Annotated in this window: 20 protein-coding genes; 12 read left to right on the top strand and 8 right to left on the bottom strand. The window is 57.6% G+C overall.

Going from position 1 to position 18,703, the window contains the following annotated elements; translation table 11 throughout:
- The first annotated feature begins 133 nt into the window (after nucleotides 1–133).
- On the top strand, nucleotides 134–943 hold the full coding sequence (locus tag ACR3E0_RS05295) for a division plane positioning ATPase MipZ (RefSeq protein ID WP_480476869.1): 810 nt from the start codon (nucleotides 134–136) through the stop codon (nucleotides 941–943).
- Here the strand turns inward: ACR3E0_RS05295 and ACR3E0_RS05290 are convergent.
- Both ACR3E0_RS05290 and ACR3E0_RS05285 read right to left on the bottom strand, forming a co-directional pair.
- A complete protein-coding gene (locus ACR3E0_RS05290) occupies nucleotides 940–2,175 on the bottom strand; it encodes an adenylate/guanylate cyclase domain-containing protein (protein ID WP_480476867.1) in 1,236 nt (411 codons plus the stop codon). The genes ACR3E0_RS05295 and ACR3E0_RS05290 overlap by 4 nt on opposite strands.
- 60 nt (nucleotides 2,176–2,235) lie before the next feature.
- A complete protein-coding gene (locus ACR3E0_RS05285) occupies nucleotides 2,236–2,688 on the bottom strand; it encodes a MarR family winged helix-turn-helix transcriptional regulator (protein WP_480476865.1) in 453 nt (150 codons plus the stop codon).
- A 57-nt stretch (nucleotides 2,689–2,745) separates the two neighbouring features.
- On the opposite strand from ACR3E0_RS05285, the gene hmgA reads away from it, so the two are divergent.
- From hmgA to ACR3E0_RS05245, 8 genes are all read left to right on the top strand, one after another.
- Nucleotides 2,746–4,101 (top strand): homogentisate 1,2-dioxygenase, encoded by a 1,356-nt coding sequence (hmgA, locus tag ACR3E0_RS05280; protein ID WP_480476863.1) that lies wholly within the window; start codon nucleotides 2,746–2,748, stop codon nucleotides 4,099–4,101.
- A 6-nt stretch (nucleotides 4,102–4,107) separates the two neighbouring features.
- Nucleotides 4,108–4,731 carry a LysE family translocator gene (locus tag ACR3E0_RS05275; RefSeq protein WP_480476861.1) on the top strand — a complete coding sequence of 208 codons (624 nt, stop codon included), beginning with the start codon at nucleotides 4,108–4,110 and terminating at the stop codon, nucleotides 4,729–4,731.
- A 45-nt stretch (nucleotides 4,732–4,776) separates the two neighbouring features.
- Nucleotides 4,777–6,033 carry a fumarylacetoacetase gene (gene fahA, locus ACR3E0_RS05270; RefSeq protein ID WP_480476859.1) on the top strand — a complete coding sequence of 419 codons (1,257 nt, stop codon included), beginning with the start codon at nucleotides 4,777–4,779 and terminating at the stop codon, nucleotides 6,031–6,033.
- Between the two features lie 10 nt (nucleotides 6,034–6,043).
- Nucleotides 6,044–6,994, top strand: coding sequence for an MBL fold metallo-hydrolase (locus tag ACR3E0_RS05265; protein ID WP_480476857.1), 951 nt, complete (start codon nucleotides 6,044–6,046; stop codon nucleotides 6,992–6,994).
- 132 nt (nucleotides 6,995–7,126) lie between these two features.
- Entirely contained in the window at nucleotides 7,127–8,737 is a 1,611-nt protein-coding gene (locus ACR3E0_RS05260) for an FAD-dependent oxidoreductase (RefSeq protein ID WP_480476855.1), read from the top strand.
- Between the two features lie 5 nt (nucleotides 8,738–8,742).
- A complete protein-coding gene (locus ACR3E0_RS05255) occupies nucleotides 8,743–8,967 on the top strand; it encodes a DUF2783 domain-containing protein (protein WP_480476853.1) in 225 nt (74 codons plus the stop codon).
- Entirely contained in the window at nucleotides 8,964–9,602 is a 639-nt protein-coding gene (gene maiA, locus ACR3E0_RS05250; protein ID WP_480476851.1) for a maleylacetoacetate isomerase, read from the top strand. The genes ACR3E0_RS05255 and maiA overlap by 4 nt, the downstream gene beginning before the upstream one ends.
- A gap of 151 nt (nucleotides 9,603–9,753) precedes the next feature.
- Nucleotides 9,754–10,017, top strand: a complete 264-nt coding sequence (locus tag ACR3E0_RS05245; protein WP_480476849.1) for a DOPA 4,5-dioxygenase family protein — start codon at nucleotides 9,754–9,756, stop codon at nucleotides 10,015–10,017.
- A 51-nt stretch (nucleotides 10,018–10,068) separates the two neighbouring features.
- Here the strand turns inward: ACR3E0_RS05245 and ACR3E0_RS05240 are convergent, their stop codons facing one another.
- Both ACR3E0_RS05240 and ACR3E0_RS05235 read right to left on the bottom strand, forming a co-directional pair.
- Complete coding sequence (locus ACR3E0_RS05240) at nucleotides 10,069–10,833, bottom strand: hypothetical protein (RefSeq protein ID WP_480476847.1); 765 nt, start codon at nucleotides 10,831–10,833, stop codon at nucleotides 10,069–10,071.
- Between the two features lie 114 nt (nucleotides 10,834–10,947).
- The gene (locus tag ACR3E0_RS05235) at nucleotides 10,948–12,576 is read right to left on the bottom strand and encodes an acyl-CoA synthetase (RefSeq protein WP_480476845.1); all 1,629 of its coding nucleotides are present in this window, start codon (nucleotides 12,574–12,576) and stop codon (nucleotides 10,948–10,950) included.
- A gap of 219 nt (nucleotides 12,577–12,795) precedes the next feature.
- Between ACR3E0_RS05235 and ACR3E0_RS05230 the strand changes: the two genes are divergently transcribed.
- Complete coding sequence (locus ACR3E0_RS05230) at nucleotides 12,796–14,187, top strand: aminotransferase family protein (RefSeq protein WP_480476843.1); 1,392 nt, start codon at nucleotides 12,796–12,798, stop codon at nucleotides 14,185–14,187.
- A 120-nt stretch (nucleotides 14,188–14,307) separates the two neighbouring features.
- Here the strand turns inward: ACR3E0_RS05230 and ACR3E0_RS05225 are convergent, their stop codons facing one another.
- Nucleotides 14,308–14,700 carry a GFA family protein gene (locus ACR3E0_RS05225; protein WP_480476841.1) on the bottom strand — a complete coding sequence of 131 codons (393 nt, stop codon included), beginning with the start codon at nucleotides 14,698–14,700 and terminating at the stop codon, nucleotides 14,308–14,310.
- A gap of 186 nt (nucleotides 14,701–14,886) precedes the next feature.
- Here ACR3E0_RS05225 and ACR3E0_RS05220 point away from each other — a divergent pair, with 186 nt between their 5' ends.
- Together ACR3E0_RS05220 and ACR3E0_RS05215 are read left to right on the top strand one after the other, a co-directional pair.
- Entirely contained in the window at nucleotides 14,887–15,348 is a 462-nt protein-coding gene (locus ACR3E0_RS05220) for a hypothetical protein (protein WP_480476840.1), read from the top strand.
- 268 nt (nucleotides 15,349–15,616) lie between these two features.
- A complete protein-coding gene (locus ACR3E0_RS05215; protein ID WP_480476838.1) occupies nucleotides 15,617–16,234 on the top strand; it encodes a LysE family translocator in 618 nt (205 codons plus the stop codon).
- A gap of 150 nt (nucleotides 16,235–16,384) precedes the next feature.
- Here ACR3E0_RS05215 and rplT read toward each other — a convergent pair whose 3' ends face one another.
- From rplT to ACR3E0_RS05200, 3 genes are all read right to left on the bottom strand, one after another.
- A complete protein-coding gene (rplT, locus tag ACR3E0_RS05210; RefSeq protein ID WP_480476836.1) occupies nucleotides 16,385–16,750 on the bottom strand; it encodes a 50S ribosomal protein L20 in 366 nt (121 codons plus the stop codon).
- Between the two features lie 15 nt (nucleotides 16,751–16,765).
- A complete protein-coding gene (gene rpmI / locus ACR3E0_RS05205; protein WP_039523697.1) occupies nucleotides 16,766–16,966 on the bottom strand; it encodes a 50S ribosomal protein L35 in 201 nt (66 codons plus the stop codon).
- Between the two features lie 182 nt (nucleotides 16,967–17,148).
- On the bottom strand, nucleotides 17,149–18,702 hold the full coding sequence (locus ACR3E0_RS05200; RefSeq protein WP_480476834.1) for an alanine/glycine:cation symporter family protein: 1,554 nt from the start codon (nucleotides 18,700–18,702) through the stop codon (nucleotides 17,149–17,151).
- Nucleotide 18,703: the final 1 nt, after the last annotated feature.

The following is an 18,703-nucleotide window of genomic DNA, read 5'->3' as shown; positions in this document are numbered from 1 at the left end:
CTCACGGTTTTCCAAATTAGAGCCTGATATTGGCCGAAAGCACCGCGTGAGGTTCTTTCCTTCCCCGCTGACACAACATATAGTGGGTCATAACAACGTGTGGACAAACACGGCAAGACTTGGGAACACAAGCATGGCACATATCATAGTGGTCGGAAACGAAAAGGGTGGCGCAGGCAAATCGACCGTGTCGATGCATGTGGCTACGGCGCTGGCGCGCCTGGGCCACAAGGTCAGCACTCTGGATCTGGACCTGCGGCAGCGCAGCCTTGGTCGCTATTTCGAGAATCGCGGCAACTTTCTGAATGGCGCAGAGGTGACGCTGCCCAGCCCCCGCCATCATGATTTGCCCGAGATCGATGCCAGCACGTTAAGGCCCGGTGAGAACATCTATGACCACCGCCTGTCCGCTGCCGTTTCCGAGTTGGAAAGCGACAGCGACTTTATCCTGATCGACTGCCCCGGCTCGCACACCAGGCTGAGTCAGGTGGCCCATTCGCTGGCCGACACGCTGATTACACCACTGAACGACAGTTTCATCGATTTCGACCTGCTGGCGAGGATTGACTCGAAGGGCGAAAAAATCCTCGGACCATCGGTCTATTCCGAGATGGTTTGGAACGCGCGGCAACTGCGCGCGCAGGCCGGCCTGAAACCGATCGATTGGGTTGTTGTCCGAAACCGCGTCGGTACGCAGCGCATGGTCAACAAGGAAAAGATGCAGCGCGCCATCGAGATGCTGTCACAGCGGATCGGGTTTCGTGTAGCCTCGGGCTTTTCCGAGCGCGTGATTTTTCGCGAACTGTTTCCCCGTGGCCTGACTCTGTTGGATCTCAAGGATATCGGCGTCAAACAACTGAACATCTCGAACATCGCGGCTCGGCAAGAGTTGCGCGACATGATGCGCGAACTGAACCTGCCCGGTGTCGAGATCGATTTCTAAGCTTCCGGGGTATAGACGGTGAAGAGCTCTTTGGGCTCGGTCACACCCCGCAGCATGTAGCGGCCAACCGAAACCAGTTCCTGCGCACAAGGCTGGGCAGCTCGTGCAACATCGTCAGAAATCAGGATCCGCTGACCCAAAGACCGGTGCATCCCGGCAATGCGTGCCGCCTGATTGACAGCCGGGCCAATGACCGTGAAATCCAGCCGTGTCTCGGATCCGATGTTGCCGTACAGAATCTCACCGGAGTGCAATGCGAGGGTGAAGTGGGCGACAGGCAGTCCAGCCTGCCGACGCTGAGCGTTCAGATCCTGCATGCGGCTTTGCAACAATGGAACCGCGCTGAGCGCGGCCCGGGCATCGGCATCGATTTCACCGACGTCAAACATGGCCATCAGGCCGTCGCCCATGAATTTCAGGATGTTCCCGCCACAGTCGTGAACCACTCCCACGGCAACAGCCAGATAGTCGTTCAGCATTTCGATGATCTCATGTCCGGGCAGTTCTTCGGACATGTTGGTGAAACCTTCGAGGTCGAAATTCCAGATCACCGCATCGATCTGTTGCAACGATCCCCGTTTGATTTCTCCGGACAAAACGCGTTGTCCCGCGTCCCGCCCCAGATAGACCCGCATCAGGTCGCGGGCCATTGTCTGGTTCTTGGTCGATTTAAGAGCCAGGCCCAGATGTGGCAATACCTCGTTGATCAACGCCAAATCACCATCCCCGAACCCTTTGGGAGCATTGCTGGTCCAGGACATCAGAACACCGTCGCTGACTTCTTTGACGCCATCCGGGCGCATCTCGCCATTTCGCTCGAACGATACACCGGTTGCGTAATAATCCGTCGCACCAACCTCTCGCAGTTCATTCAGCAAGGGAAAGCGGCTGGGTTCATTCTGATCGACCAACCGGACACGCAACTCATCCAAATCCTCGTGCAGCAAGGCGTACAGGGGGCTTCTGCGCCACATGTCGCTGGGCACGTCGGTATTCTCGAAAGTCTCCGATTCCCCGCCCTTGTTGTGGTACCAGCTGTAACCAGTCCCGCCATATACCGGGTGCAGGGCAGATTGTGCCGCGTGAAAACGCATCAATGGGACGCCGAGATCGACCAGCCGCGCGCAGAACCCTTCCAGCAGTTCCTCCTGTGCGGCGCCGTCCAACCCTTTTTGGACCAGCCAGTCGATCATCTCGTGCAAGGGAGGGGTAAGGGAATTGGGTGCCGCCATGACTCTGTCCGTATCGTATTTGTGACACATCTGGGAGTGTCTGCACGAAATTACCAGTGCTCAGACCATTCCGGCCAGACGTTGAAGCATGCTCCGCAGCAGCCTTGCCTCGTCCGGTGAGAACTTCCCGACCAGTTTCGCATCATAGTCTTCGGCGACTCCGCGCAGTTCCTGATAAACCGATTGGCCGGATGGCGTCAGGGCCAGCCACTCTACCCGGCGATCCGAGTCATCCCGTGACCGTTTCAGATAGCGGCGTTGTTCCAGCTTGTACACAGCGCGGCTGATCTTGGTTTTGTGGGTTTTGGCTTTTTCGGCGATATCCCGCGCGGTCATCTCTCCGAAAACACCCAGGTGAAACAGGACCCGCCATTCGGTTCTGAGCATCCCGTAGCGGCCTTTGTAGATGCGTTGGAATTCCAGCGAACTTTCCTCGGCGGCTTGATTCAGCAAGAATGGAAGGAAAATTTGCAGTTCAAACTGATCTTTTTTGCCAGGTTCGTCTTTTGTCATGCTTGTTAGTTACAAAATCAACTATTATCCGACAAGCAGCAAACGGAGGAACATACGATGAATCGTCCGACGAATCCGCAAAACCTGACGCAGGCGAGTACGCCAGTGGGAACCCATGCCGGCTATATGCCCGGCTTTGGCAATGACTTTGAAACCGAGGCTCTGCCCGATGCGCTGCCGCAAGGTATGAACAGCCCGCAAAGGTGCAATTATGGCCTCTATGGCGAACAGCTCAGCGGTACGGCGTTTACGGCCAACCCGCCGGAGCGTACCTGGTGCTATCGCATCCGGCCATCGGTTAAGCACTCGCACCGCTACGAGAAAATCGACCTGCCTTACTGGAAATCCGCGCCATGCATCGATCCGGATGTGATCAGCCTCGGCCAGTATCGCTGGGACCCTGTTCCGCATTCCGACTCTGGCCTGAACTGGCTGACGGGGATGCGCACGATGACCACGGCGGGTGACGTGAACACGCAGGTCGGTATGGCCAGCCACATTTATCTGGTCACCGACTCGATGGTGGATGATTACTTCTTTTCGGCCGACTCAGAACTGCTGGTGGTGCCTCAGGAAGGCCGCCTGCGCTTTGCGACCGAACTGGGCATCATCGATCTGGAGCCGAAGGAAATCGCGATTATCCCGCGCGGTCTGTTGTACCGGGTCGAAGTTCTGGAAGGACCGGCACGCGGGTTTGTGTGTGAGAACTACGGGCAGAAGTTTGAATTGCCGGGGCGCGGTCCGATCGGTGCAAACTGCATGGCCAACCCGCGCGATTTCAAGGCACCCGTGGCGGCGTTCGAAGATCGCGAAGCCCCCTCTACCGTGACAATCAAGTGGTGCGGACAATTCCACACCACAAAGATCGACCACAGCCCGCTGGACGTGGTCGCGTGGCACGGCAACTACGCGCCTTACAAGTACGATCTGCGGACATACTGCCCGGTGGGCGCCATCCTGTTCGATCACCCTGACCCGTCGATCTTCACCGTTCTGACCGCCCCGTCCGGTCAACCGGGCACGGCCAATATCGACTTTGTCCTGTTCCGCGAACGCTGGATGGTGATGGAGGACACGTTCCGACCGCCCTGGTACCACAAGAACATCATGTCCGAGCTGATGGGCAACATCTATGGCCAGTACGACGCTAAACCTCAGGGCTTTGTTCCGGGCGGCATGAGCCTGCACAACATGATGATCCCGCACGGACCGGACAAAGAAGCCTTTGAAAAGGCCTCAAATGCCAACCTTGGTCCGGACAAGCTGGACAACACCATGTCGTTCATGTTCGAAACCCGGTTCCCGCAGCATCTGACCGAGTTTGCAGCCGGTGAGGCGCCGCTGCAGGACGACTACATTGACTGCTGGACGTCGCTTGAAAAGAAATTCGACGGCACACCGGGAAAGAAGTGATCACCCATGAGCTTTGACATCTGGATCACCTATGTTGCCGCAGTCCTGCTGATGATGAGTACACCGGGGCCCAGCCAGTTGCTGATGCTGTCGAACTCTGCCACCAACGGTTTGAAACGGGGGTGGTTCACTGCGGCAGGCGATCTGACAGCCAATTCACTGCAGATGTTGGCGGCGGGTCTCGGCCTTGCCGCACTGATCGCGACATCTGGTGCAGCGCTGGCGGTGATCAAGTGGCTCGGCGTGGCCTATTTGATGTTTCTGGGCGTCCGCAAAATCATGCATGCCGAAAACAAGACATACGGCAAGGCCCGCCCATCCAGCAGAAAATCCCTTTGGGTACAGGGCTTTGTCACGTCGGCGGCGAATCCCAAGGCTGTGGTGTTTTTTGCGGCACTGTTTCCGCTTTTCATCAATGGTGCCTTGCCGTTCTGGCCGCAATTCTGGGTTCTTGCGGTCACTTACCTGGTCATAGACGGTCTGTTCCTGACCGTTTATGGCGGATGTGCAAGCTGGTTGGCGCGCAAGTTGCAAGGCCCGGCACAGAAGTGGCTGGACAGGGTCGGCGGTGGCCTCATGATTCTGGCAGCTCTCCTGCTAGGGCTGAAATCCCTGCGCACTTCCCCATAACCTTATGAATTCGACCTCGGACCGTGAACGACAAAAGGATAAAAAATGCCTTTGATGAAATCCTGGGTGGCCTCAGCCAATGACGCGACTCACCCGTTTCCGCTGAACAACCTGCCCTACGGCGTCTTCTCGGCAGCAGGCAGCGATCCGCGATGCGGCGTCGCCATTGGTGACATGATATTGGACATTACGGCCGCAGAGGGAAAAGGCTTGATCACCCTCGCCGATGACCCCTTGTTCGACCTGCCGTTCTGGAACCCGCTGATGGAAGAAGGACCGGCGGTCTGGGCCGCCCTGCGCGCGCGACTTATGGCTCTGCTGGCAGAAGGCGCCGAGGAACAGGCTGATGTAGAGCCGCTTCTGGTCGCCCAAAGCGCAGCCGAAATGCATATGCCGTTCGCCGTCAGCGAGTATACCGATTTTTATGCCGGTCGTGACCACGCCCAAAACGTCGGAACCATGTTTCGCGGCCCGGAAAACGCACTGCCACCAAACTGGCTGCACATTCCCATTGGTTACAACGGTCGGGCGTCTTCGGTGGTCGTTTCGGGCACGGATATTCGCCGGCCATGGGGTCAGTTGAAATCGCCCGATCAGGACGCACCCGCTTTCCTGCCCAGCCGCAGGTTCGACATCGAACTGGAAATGGGGGCCATTGTCGGCACACCATCCGATGGACCTATCTCGGTGCAGGAAGCTGACGATAACATCTTTGGTTACGTCCTTCTGAACGACTGGTCCGCCCGCGATATTCAAGCCTGGGAATATCAACCGCTTGGCCCGTTTCAGGCCAAGGCCACAGCCACGTCGATCAGCCCTTGGATCGTCACCAAGGCAGCGCTGGAACCGTTCCGTTGTGACACGCCAGCACGCGAGTTCGAGTTGCTGGATCACCTGAAAGACTGCGGCCCGATGCTCTATGACATCGACCTGTCGGTGACGATGGCGCCCAAGGGCAAGGCCCCGACGACCATCGCCGAGACCAACTACAACCAAATGTACTACTCAGCCGCGCAGCAACTGGCGCACCACACCACCTCGGGCTGCCCGATGAACACCGGCGATCTGCTGGGCTCGGGCACCATCTCCGGCCCAACCAAACCCGAGCGCGGCTCGCTCCTGGAACTCAGCTGGGGCGGGAATGAGCCTCTGACCCTGAATACCGGCGAAAGCCGCAGCTTCATTGAGGATGGCGATACGCTGACCCTGAAGGGCGCGGCCAAAGGAGACGGGTATACGATTGGCTTCGGTGATTGCTCCGGGACTGTTCTGCCTGCACTCGAAAATCCTTTTACACAATAAGGAAACCAACATGGCCAAGGCATTCGCGTCCCAGGGGGACATGTCGGAAAAGAAAATTTCGTTCACCGAAGTTGGCGACGGGCTTTATGCCTTCACCGCCGAGGGTGACCCGAATTCGGGCGTCATCATCGGCGATGACAGCGTGATGATCGTTGAGGCGCAGGCCACACCGCGCCTTGCCAACAAGGTCATCGAATGCGTGCGCTCGGTGACCGACAAGCCGATCACCCATGTGGCCCTGACCCACTACCATGCGGTCCGTGTCCTGGGGGCCTCGGCCTTTGGCGCACAACAGATCATCATGTCCGATATGGCCCGCGCCATGGTGGTCGAGCGCGGCAAGGAGGACTGGGACAGCGAATTTCAACGCTTTCCGCGCCTGTTCGAAGGGCACGAAAGCATCCCTGGCCTGACCTGGCCCACCACAACCTTCAGCGACACGATGACAGTCTACCTGGGCAACCGGCGGATCGACTTGATGCATCTGGGCCGGGCGCATACCGCCGGAGATATCGTGATTCACGTGCCCGATCAGAACGTGATGTTCACGGGTGACATCGTCGAATACCACTCGGCCTGCTACTGTGGTGACGGGCATTTTGGCGATTGGGGCGATACGCTGGACGAAATCCGGTGGTTCGACGTGGATGCCATCGCTCCGGGCCGGGGCGATGCTTTGGTCGGCAAGGATATGGTCAACGCCGCCATCGAAAACACCCGCGACTTCGTTGAAAGCACGTTCCGCCCGGCCGCCAAGGTTGCGGCGCGTGGCGGGTCGCTGAAAGAGGCGTGGGACTCCGTTCGGGCAGAGTGTGACCCGAAGTTTTCGGACTACGCGATTTACGAGCATTGTCTGCCTTTCAACGTCGCCCGCGCTTACGATGAGGCGCGCGGAATCGACACGCCCCGCATCTGGACCGCCCAGCGCGATCTGGAGATGTGGGAGGCCTTGCAGGGATAGAATTCGCGGAAAACTTGATCCAGATCGTTTTGTTGCAATGGAATCGGTGAAACCATGGTCCGAGACCACCAGCGCACCGCACTGGCGGACAAGACATGTGTGCCTAAGGCGCACCAGCATTGGGGAAAGCCCATGAACAAGATATTTGAAGTCCCTCTATACGCCTATGAACGCAGCCCGGATCAGGATGCAGCCACGCCGGTCCGGCACAAGGTCATGGTGATCGGCGCGGGTCCGGTTGGTCTGGCCGCAGCGATCGATCTGGCACAGCAAGGCGTCGAGGTCGTCGTCCTGGACGAGAATGACAAGGTCAGTTTCGGCAGCCGGGCCATCTGCTTTTCCCAGCGCACGCTGGACATCGCCGATCGGCTGGGATGCGGGCAGCAACTGTTGGAGAAAGGCGTTCAATGGGATCGCGGCAAGGTATTCTTCGACAACCGGGAGGTCTATGACTTTGATCTGCAGCCTGATGAAGGCTACGCAAACCCCGCCTTCATCAACCTGCAACAATACCACCTGGAAAACTACCTGGTCGATCGCGTGCGGGCCTTGCAGGCCGAGGGGGCACCCTTGGAAATTCGCGGGCGCAACAAGGTCGAAGCCATAGGCACACATGAAGACCATGTGCGGTTGGAGGTCGAAACACCCGATGGTCCCTACACGGTCGAGGCCGAGTGGTTGATTGCCTGTGACGGCGCAAATTCACCCACGCGGCGGATGTTGGGGATCGACTTCGAGGGCCGCGTGTTCGAAGACAACTTTCTGATTGCCGACGTGATCATGGAAGCGGACTTTCCGTCCGAACGCTGGTTCTGGTTCGATCCGCCCTTTAACAAGGGGCAGTCTGCGCTGCTGCACAAACAGCCGGACAATGTGTGGCGCATTGACCTGCAACTGGGCTGGGACATCGACACCGAGCGGGAAAAGCGCCCCGAAAATGTAATCCCCCGCCTCAAGGCGATGCTGGGCGAGGATGTCGATTTTCAACTCGAATGGGTGTCGATCTACACGTTCCAATGCCGCCGGATGAAAAAGTTTCGCCGGGGCCGGGTTCTCTTTGCCGGGGACAGCGCACATCAGGTCAGCCCGTTTGGTGCCCGAGGGGCAAATTCGGGGCTGCAGGACACTGACAACCTGTGCTGGAAACTCAAGATGGTCATCGACGGCGATGCCCCGGAACAGCTGTTGGACAGCTACGATACCGAGCGTGTTCAAGGCGCAGATGAAAACATCAAGAAATCCAGCCGCTCAACCGATTTCATCACCCCGAGATCCCAGATGTCACGTGTGTTGCGCGACGCCGTGCTGGATCTCAGCGAGCATTTCGAGTTTGCCCGCCCGCTGGTGGATTCCGGACGATTGAGCGAGCCGTGCATCTACGACAGATCACCGTTGAATTCAGCGGATGCCCTGAACGGCCCAGCCCGGACGCGGCCGGGGTCGGCCTGCCCGGATGCGCCGCTGGGTGATGAATTTCTGTTGCCAAAGCTTGCTGGCAAGTTCACGTTGCTGACGATTGACGCGGACGCACCGGACGTTCTGGAAGAAAACGGGATCGAGGTCACGCGACTTGCGTTGTCGGTCAAGGACGACCTGACGCTGGAACTGAAACGTCGCTATCTCGGCGATGCCGAGCGCGCTGTGTATCTGATCCGCCCGGATCAACACGTGGCCGCGCGGCGCGACAGTTACGAAGAAAACGCCTTCCGGCAAGCGATCCGCCGGGCCACCGGCAAGGAGTAAGCACCATGGCTGATCTGATTGTCACCCCCAATATCGAAGACGCAGATGATTTTTACGCGAGTTTGCTGGCTGCGCATGACGGGTTGGACAAGGCCCACAGCGATGCGTTGAACGCGCGGCTGGTGCTGGTTCTTGCAAATCACATCGGCGATCCGTCTGTTCTAAGCCAGGCCATAAAGGCCGCCGCACTGACCGATACCCGATCAGGCCGAATAGGAGACGCTGCTTGAGCGACGTCGTTCTCTTTGACTATTGGAGATCATCTGCCAGTTACCGGGTCCGAATTGCGCTGAACTTGGCGGCTATCGCGTATCGCGCGGTCACGGTGGATTTGGCAAACGGTGCGCAACGAGAGCCCGCGCATCTGGCGCGCAACCCGCAAGGCCTTGTGCCGGTGCTGGAAATCGACGGTCTGCGCCTGACTCAGTCGCTGGCCATCCTGGAATACCTTGATCGGACACGGCACCTGAACCTGCTGCCAGATGATCCGGCGCCACGCGCACGCGTTCAGGCCCTGGCCTATTCCGTTGCGGTGGACGTGCATCCGGTTTGCAACCTCGCCGTTGCCCGATACGCATCCGACCTCAGCGGCGACGCGCAGGGCATGCCCGGCGACTGGATGCGCCACTTCATTCGGCCCGGGCTTGAAGCCTTTGAGGCGCTGCTGGCCGGGTTTGAGCAAACACCGTATTGCACAGGGCCAAAGCCCGGTCTGGCCGATCTCTGCCTCGTACCGCAGCTTTACAACGCGCGCCGATGGCAGGTCGACCTGTCTGACCTGCCGCGCATACTGGGCGTTGAAGCCGCCTGCGCCGAGCATCCTGCCTTTGTGGCTGCGCATCCTGACGCCAACAGTCCCGACTAGGAACTGCACAGACCCTGTGTGCCCATGTGAGTGTGAATTCGCGCAGAGGGCTCTTAGGTTTGCCTCATCAGATGAATGAGGCTCCGATGTCAGAAATCACCGGCTACCACGCGCATGTCTATTTTGACGCCGCCACTCAGGAAAAGGCGCGGTGGGTCGCGAAGACGCGGCCCGTCTTTTTGCGGTTCAAATCGGTCGCATGCACGCTCGTAATGTCGGCCCGCACCCGCGCTGGAGTTGCCAGCTGGGATTTGCACCGGACGCGTTTGATCAGGTTGTTCCGTGGCTGATGCTGAACCGCCAAGGACTGACGATCTTCATACATCCAGAAACGGGCGATCATCTTGCCGATCACCGCGATCGGGCCATCTGGATGGGTGAGATGCTGGACCTGGACTTGTCGATTTTTGACTGAAGTCCAGTCTCAAACAACGGGGTCCATCCCAAGGTAATCAAAACAGGGCTGTCAGCCGCTTTCCTTCTGTACCAGCACTCTTTTGGCGCTTCCGCGCGCGGCATCTGTCACCACCGCAACGCGACCCAGTTTCTCCAATTCTCGAATACCCTGAGCTGCCACTCGTGCACGCAAATCCAGTACGATCTTTCCCTCATCAGAGACGCGCGTTTTGAAAAACTCTTCGTATGTCGCCGCAGGGTAGTGGAAACCGCATGAAATGAAACTCATGGCCAAATCGATCGGCCTTCCATCACACACATCATCCTTTTCGGGGTTCAGACACTCAACGCTCTTGTGGTCTACCCCGTTGTCTATCAGAAACTTCCTGGCAACGGATAGGTCAGAATAGGCCGCTCCTGTGTCATGAAGGCCAAAGTGCCTTTCATCCGAGGTTTCCAAGTCAATCAGCGTCAGATGAGGTTGGTGATCTTGCCACAAGAACAAGTCAAAAAGGGCATACCCACACCCAATATCGGCAACGGATGTTGGTTGAATTTCATCAATCATCGGCTTGAGTTGAAGGTACTCCAAAAAGATGATCGCGGCCGCCCTGCGAGCCAACTCGTCCCCCTTATCTTCGACATGAGATAACAGGGGAGAAGGGTTTCCAGACGACCACGCTCTAATCAACCGGCCAGAGCGCGGAACATCATGCAGTATCTCAGATCTTTGTAGCGTCAGATTCAGAATGTCGTATTTGGAAAAAGCACCCAGTTTCAAGGCTTGGATCTCGGACCGATTGACCGCTTCCATCATTTCGGTGACAGAGATCATCTGCAGCTCCCAATTCTAATGCACGGTGCGGTACATCACCCGAGTGGTGCCGCTGGCTCATGCAACTGTTTAGATTTGCTGCACAAACACACAACCTCCAAACGACGTCAACTCTTACTCGATCGAACGCGCCCGATCTCTCAGTACAAACTTCTGAACTTTCCCGGTTGAGGTTTTGGGCAAGGTCCCGAACAGCACGGTTTTTGGCGCTTTGAAATGGGCCATATTGTCCCGGCAGAATGCGATTAATTCGGCCTCGGATACTGCGGTGTCTGGCTTCAGCTCTACAAAGGCACACGGCGTTTCGCCCCACTTTTCATCGGGGCGCGCGACCACGGCCGCTTCCATGACGGCGGGGTGCTTGTACAGGACATCTTCGACTTCGACGGACGAGATGTTTTCGCCGCCCGAGATGATAATGTCCTTGGACCGGTCCTTTAGGGCGATATAGCCATCGGGATGCATCACGCCCAGATCACCGGATGCGAACCAACCGCCGCGGAATGCCGTGTCAGTGGCCTCTGGGTTCTTCAGGTATCCTTTCATCACCACATTGCCCTGCATGAATATCTCGCCCATGGTTTCGCCATCGGACGGCACCGGCTCCAATGTATCGGGATCGGCCACCATCAGACCTGACAAGGCCGAATACGGAACCCCCTGCCGCACTTTCAGCGCCGCGCGGTCTGCAGACCCCTTGTCGTTCCATTCCTCTTTCCACGCGCAAACCACCGAAGGCCCATATGTTTCGGTCAGACCGTAAACATGCGTCACCTCGACCCCCATCGCCTCCATGGCTTCGATCACGGCGGCGGGCGGCGGAGCGCCTGCAGTCATCACCTTGATCTGATGGCTAAAATCCTTGAGGTGTTCCGGCGCGTGCGCCAGCATGTTCAGCACGATAGGCGCACCGCAGAAATGCGTGACTTTCTCATCCCGGAAGGCAGCATAAATCGGCTCGGCCCGCACGGCGCGCAGGCAGACGGAAACGCCTGCATTTGCAGCCATGGCCCACGGAAAACACCAACCGTTGCAATGGAACATCGGCAGGGTCCAGAGATAGACGGAGTGCTTTGGCATATCCCAGTCCAGGATATCCGACTGCGCGTTCAGCGCCGCACCCCGGTGGTGGTAGACGACGCCTTTCGGGTTGCCGGTCGTTCCGGAGGTGTAGTTGAGCGTTATAGCGTTCCATTCATCGTCCGGCAGAGACCACGCGAAGTCCGGATCGCCCTCGCTCAACAGGGCGTCATAGGTCAGATCGCCCAGTTTTTCGCCACCGTCAAAGCTGGGATCTTCGATATCAACGACCAGCAGGTCGTGATCGACTCGCTCCAGCGCCTCTTTGACCACGCCTGAAAACTCCGGATCGACCAGCAGAACCTTTGACTCGGCATGGTTGAGAATGAAGGCGATGATAGGGGCGTCCAGCCGCGTGTTGATCGCATTCAGAACCGCACCCGCCATGGGCACGCCAAAATGCGCCTCATACAGTTCTGGAATGTTGGCGGCAATGATGGACACCGTGTCGCCATTCGCGATTCCGCGCGACGCCAGCGCCCCGGCCAGTCGGCGGCAGCGGGAATAGGTTTCCGACCATGTGTATCGGCGCCCGCCATACACAACTGACGGGTAATCCGGGTAGACATGCGCCGTTCGCTCAATAAAGCTCAGTGGGGACAAAGGCGTATAATTTGCACGGCATTTGTCCAAATGACGCTCGTAAATACTTGTGGCTGTCATCTGCCAGTCCTCCCAAACGGCCATGGGCGACTTGAGCACAAAGATGTCCCTGTGACAAATCCGTATTAATACGGCATTCGCATGGACTGGCGATACGCGATGATGCAATCTGGCCCTATCTACCGCCGGGCTTTCGCGGTGATCTGAGCCATCGGAAACACATGCCGGGACGGGGCTGTTCCCGCCGCCGAAGCACTTCAGAATTTGAAAGGACATGTCATGGACGGCACGTTCAACGAAAACGATCTTTCCCGCGTGGTCGAGGCCGACCGCGCCCACATCTGGCATCACCTGATCCAGCACAAACCCTTTGAAACCAATGATCCCCGCATCATTGTCGAAGGCAAAGGCATGCGTGTCTGGGACCAGAATGGCAAAGAACATCTGGACGCGGTTTCAGGTGGAGTATGGACGGTGAATGTCGGCTATGGCCGCGAATCGATCTGCAAGGCGGTCTATGACCAGTTGATGAAGCTGTGCTATTTCGCGAATTCGGCGGGCTCGATCCCCGGTGCAATCTTCGCCGAAAACCTGATCGCAAAGATGCCCGGCATGAGCCGTGTCTACTACACCAACTCAGGCTCCGAGGCGAATGAGAAAGCCTTTAAGATGGTCCGCCAGATTGCGCATAAGCGCTATGGCGGCAAGAAGACCAAGATTTTGTACCGGGACCGCGATTATCACGGGTCAACACTTGCTGCCATGTCAGCCGGCGGTCAGGACGAGCGCAATGCGCAATACGGTCCCTTCGCGCCTGATTTTGTGCGCGTCCCGCATTGCATGGAATACCGCAAGCATGAGCTGGATGGCGCACCGGAAGAGAACTTTGGCGTATGGGCCGCGGACCAGATCGAGGAGGTGATCCTGCGCGAAGGTCCCGACACCGTTGGCGCGCTGTGCCTTGAGCCGGTCACCGCTGGCGGCGGCGTGATCGAAGCGCCCGAGGGCTATTGGCAACGCGTTCAGGAAATCTGCAAGAAGTACGACGTGTTGCTGCATATCGACGAGGTCGTCTGCGGCGTCGGCCGTACCGGCACTTGGTTCGGTTATCAGCAATACGGTGTCAAACCCGACTTTGTAACCATGGCCAAGGGTGTCGCGTCCGGCTACGCCGCAATTGCCTGCATGGTCACCACCGAAGAGGTCTTTGACATGTTCAAAGACGACGCGGCGGACCCGATGAACTACTTCCGTGATATCTCGACCTTTGGCGGCTGCACAGCCGGTCCGGCTGCGGCAATCGAGAACATGCGGATCATCGAGGACGAAAACCTACTGAGCAACTGCGCGGCCATGGGTGATCGCATGACGAGCAACCTTCAGGCACTGATGGAAAAGCACAAGGTCGTCGGCGACGTGCGTGGCAAAGGCCTGTTCCTGGGCGCGGAACTCGTGGCTGATCGTGAAACCCGCGAGCCGGTGGAAGAGAAACTGGCGCAGGCGGTTGTGGCCGACTGTATGGCACAGGGCGTGATCATCGGTGTTACCAACCGCTCGGTGCCCGGTCGCAACAACACGCTGTGTTTCTCGCCAGCTCTGATTGCGACGGCGGATGATATCGACCAGATCACTGACGCCGTTGATGGCGCGTTGGGGCGTGTGTTTGGATAGACGCGGCTTCAACCGCAACTGAATCGAAAAACAATCAAAGAACCGGTGCTTTCAGTACCGGTTCTTTTTTGAGCGAGCCGCGCTGGACAAGCATTCAAGACCCTCGGCTCTCGGGCTCTGTCATTCACTTTTGATGTCAACGCTCCACCATTTCGGGCGCGCGCCCCGATTGGAGTGAGACGTTGGGATCAAGTCTTTTCGACCCGGGCTGTCAAAGCACCCCGTCAGCAGTGCGATTGTCGGTGCATCATCAATCGCGCCAAGGCTGCTTCCGCATTTCGGGCAGAAAGCGCGGCTTGAAAAATCAGAAGACCGGTACGTTGCGGGTGGCCCTCCGGGTCCGGTCCAGACGACCGAGTCGCTCGGGAACTCAACCCATACGGCGGTAAGAGCACCAGTGTGCCGCTGACACATCCTGCAAGAGCATGTGTGAGGATTCAGGGCGGGCCCGGTGGCTTCAAATCGGATGAACCCACACAGGCACCCCCCGGCGTAGACTACGGGTTTTGGCATCGGACAAGTTCCTGAATTAAAACCGTAACGAGGACTGAAGTCCGCCTGATCCTAAGTGGATTGGGAACGTTTCGGAAGGCTCAACGGCAAGACAACACGTCGCATGCCCTGCGCCCGGAAGGCTTGCCAAACGTCTGCACTGCGGTAGCGTGAGAACATTCAATCCAGCAATCGGAACCGCTTACCATGATACAGTTTCTTGCCCGTGGCCTCGCCCTTTCCATCGCCTTGACATTCGCTGCTCCAGCCTCTGCCGGCGATGGCAGCGGCTTTCCCCAGATCGTCGGCACCTGGCACGGCACCTATCTGGTGGCCTTTGCCAAATCGAACCCGAACCACGAAAAAGGCCTGCTGCGCACCGAGATGGAACTGGAGATCAGCAAACTGGACGGCAACCTGATCACGGCCACCAACCGCTGGAGGCGCATTGGCGACACTGAATGGATCGTCGAAGAGGCCATGGGCACCTTCAGCCTGGATGACCCGACCCGCTTTGTGTTGGCCGAGGCCGGGATATCGGGGGACGATGTGTCATCCGGGATTTTCAATGGTGTTTACGTCGACGACGTCATCATGCTCACCTACGCCGGTCCGGGAACCGGCGTAGCTTTTGCAGCGCAACTGGTGAAGAAGGGCAAAAACAACTAGCCTCATCGGGTGAGGTTCCGATTTGGAATCCAGACTCCTAAAAGCGTCACTTGTCTAAAGAATCAGCGCAGGTGACATTCTCGACGTCGACAAAGCGGATAAAGCGCTACTTCGCCGTGCCCGAACCGCCCATTGGTTTCGGATAGGCAATAGCCGACCTTGACTTTTGTGCTGGCCGGTGTGTTCTTGTAAAGCAACCCTATGGGGGCCTTACCAACATTTAGACAGATGTATTCGGCAACCTTATCGGTTGCGGTCGGAGAAGCTCATGACTGTAGAATCCACAATGGCCTTTGTTGCAGCACTCTTGCTCTGGGCTCTCATTCCCGGACCCGCGATCATGATGGTGGTCGGACGCTCGCTTTCCAGCGGATTTCGCTCCACGCTCAGCCTGATAGGCGGCATTCTATTGGGGGATCTATTCTATATGTCGTTGGTCTTCCTTGGGTTGGCTGCCTTGGGACAAGTTCTCGGCGAATTCTTCGTTGTCGTCCGTGTTCTCGCCGCAATCTACCTGATTTACTTGGGCATCTCGCTTTGGAGAAAGGGTCCCGGAAAACCTCTGGCGTCAAGCGCTGCGACAAGCGATGCATTCAAAAGCTTCCTGACGGGGTTCGGAATCACTCTTGGCAACCCAAAAGCAATTTTGTTTCATTTGGGTTTTCTTCCCACCTTTTTCGATCTCCCAACTATTTCAGTCTTCGACATCTTCATGATCATGGGAGTGTTCTTGGCTGTGCTTGGATCTGCATTTTCTTTCTATGCATTCAGTGCAAGCAAAGCGGGGGCATTTTTTGACAACCCGTCCAGAATGCGCATTTTGAACCGAACGTCTGGCACGTTACTAATCGGAGCCGGTGCGGTGGTTTTGGTTAAGCGGGGCTAGCAGAGCAAGACTTGGCAAAAACTATCTGCTCATCCAATTGTTTCAGCTAAAATGACAACATGGGCTCTATGCGGACCCAACCTGTTTCTGCTTGCAAAAAAGGCCGTTCCCTTCGGAACGGCCCTTCTTTCACTGTCTCTCGAAAGAGGATCAGGCAGCCAGAGCGGCCTGTGCTTTGGCGACGATCGCACCGAACGCTTCCGGCTCGTGCACGGCCAGGTCGGCCAGAACTTTGCGGTCCACTTCGATACCGGCCAGGTTCAGGCCGTTGATGAAGCGGGAATAGGTCAGAGCCTCGTCATGCGAACGCACAGCGGCGTTGATACGCTGGATCCACAGCGCGCGGAAGTTGCGCTTGCGATTCTTGCGGTCGCGGGTTGCGTACTGGTTGGCCTTGTCGACGGCCTGAGTTGCAACCTTGAAGCTGCTCTTGCGGCGGCCATAGTAGCCTTTGGCAGCCTTGATGATCTTCTTGTGACGGGCGTGGGTTACGGTTCCACCTTTAACGCGGGACATCTTGCAAATCTCCTCTTAGCGGTCGTAGGGCATGTAGCCCTTGACGATCTTTGCGTCGGGGGCGGACAGGGTGGTTGTGCCACGGGCATCGCGGATGAATTTCTTGGTCCGCTTGATCATTCCGTGACGTTTGCCGGCCTGAGCCGACATGACCTTACCGGTCGCGGTCACCTTAAAGCGCTTTTTGGCGCTCGACTTGGTCTTCATCTTAGGCATTTCCGTCTCCTTTCGGGGCTCGGTACTTGACGCGACTCGGCATGCCATCTCGGCCGGTCACGCGATCAGAAGCGCCGTTTACGCAAGTTCGGTCATACTGGCAAGGGGGTTTGGACCAGATTCTGCCGATTTTGCAGGCCGGTCAGGCACCGGGGCGACAAAGGCCGCCCCGGTGAAAGGGTTTAATGGCTGAATTTGCGGATTTCACCGCTTTTCAGCCGTTCTGAGTAAGATGCCAGCTCCTGACGCACCACTTTCATCAGGAAGTAGAGCGCAAAGACGTTCACAACCGCCATCGCAAAGATCGCCGCATCCGAGAAGTCGATGACCGGACCAAGATTGGCCGCCGCACCGATCACCACGAAGATGCAGAAGATGATCTTGAACACCAATTCCTTGGTGTGGCCCTCGCCGAACAGGTAGGTCCAGGCCTTGAGGCCGTAGTAGGACCAGCTGATCATGGTTGAGAAGGCAAATAGAACCACGGCAATCGCCAGAACGTATGGGAACCAGCTGAAGGCACTTGCGAAGGCTGCCGAGGTCAGGCTGACACCCGAATTGCCGTCGACAGTGGCGATCGCATTGCCGGCCTCGTTCAGCATGTAATTGCCGGTGTCCGGATCAATGATGAGCTGCTGGGTGATGATGATCACCAGCGCCGTCATGGTACAGATCACAACCGTATCGATGAACGGCTCCAACAGCGAGACAAAGCCTTCGGTGATCGGCTCTTTGGTCCGAACGGCCGAGTGTGCGATGGCCGCAGAACCCACGCCCGCTTCGTTCGAGAACGCAGCACGACGGAAGCCCTGGATCAGCGCGCCAACCATTCCGCCGGCAACACCCAGTCCCGTGAAGGCACCGGCAAAGATCTGACCAAAGGCCCAACCAATCTGGTCTGCGTGCATGATGATGATGACCAGAGCGGCCAGCACGTACATGACACCCATGAACGGCACGACCTTTTCAGTCACCCGCGCGATGGACTTCAGGCCTCCTACGATCACCGCAAACACGATGCCCGCAAAGACAAGGCCGGTGATCCAGCCGGGATAGTCCCCGGTGATGCCCGCGATCTGCTGGTGTGCCTGATTGGCCTGGAACATGTTTCCGCCGCCCAGCGCACCGAGGATACAGAAGATCGAGAACAGAACGGCCAGTATCTTGCCGCCCGGCAACCCAAGCTCACTGAACCCTTTTGACATATAGTACATCGGACCACCGGAAACGGTGCCGTCCTCGTACTCGTTGCGATACTTCACACCCAGCGTACATTCGGTGAATTTCGACGCCATGCCCAGCAGGCCCGCGACGATCATCCAGAATGTGGCTCCGGGCCCACCGATCCCGACAGCCACCGCCACACCAGCGATGTTGCCCAGACCAACCGTGCCCGACAACGCTGTGGCCAGGGCCTGAAAGTGACTGACCTCACCCGCATCATTGGGGTCAGAATAATCACCTTTCACAAGGCTGATCGCGTGACTGAAAAACCGCAATTGCACAAAGGCAAAATAGAGCGTGAACACAGTCGCGGCGACCACCAGCCACCCCACGATCCATGGGAACCCCGTTCCTGGAAACGGAGCGAAGATGAAGCTGACGAACGGTCCGGTGAAATCGGCAAAGGCCTGATTGATCCTGTCGTCCAGACCAGGTGCCTCCTGCGCCGCGGCCATATTTGCCATCAACACCGTAGCAACGGCGGGAAGGCCCAGTTGTTTTAGCATATTCATT

It is taken from the genome of Ruegeria sp. AJ12 (genome assembly GCF_056536245.1).
Note: the sequence above shows the minus strand (reverse complement) of the source record. Positions and strands in the feature narration are given on the sequence as shown.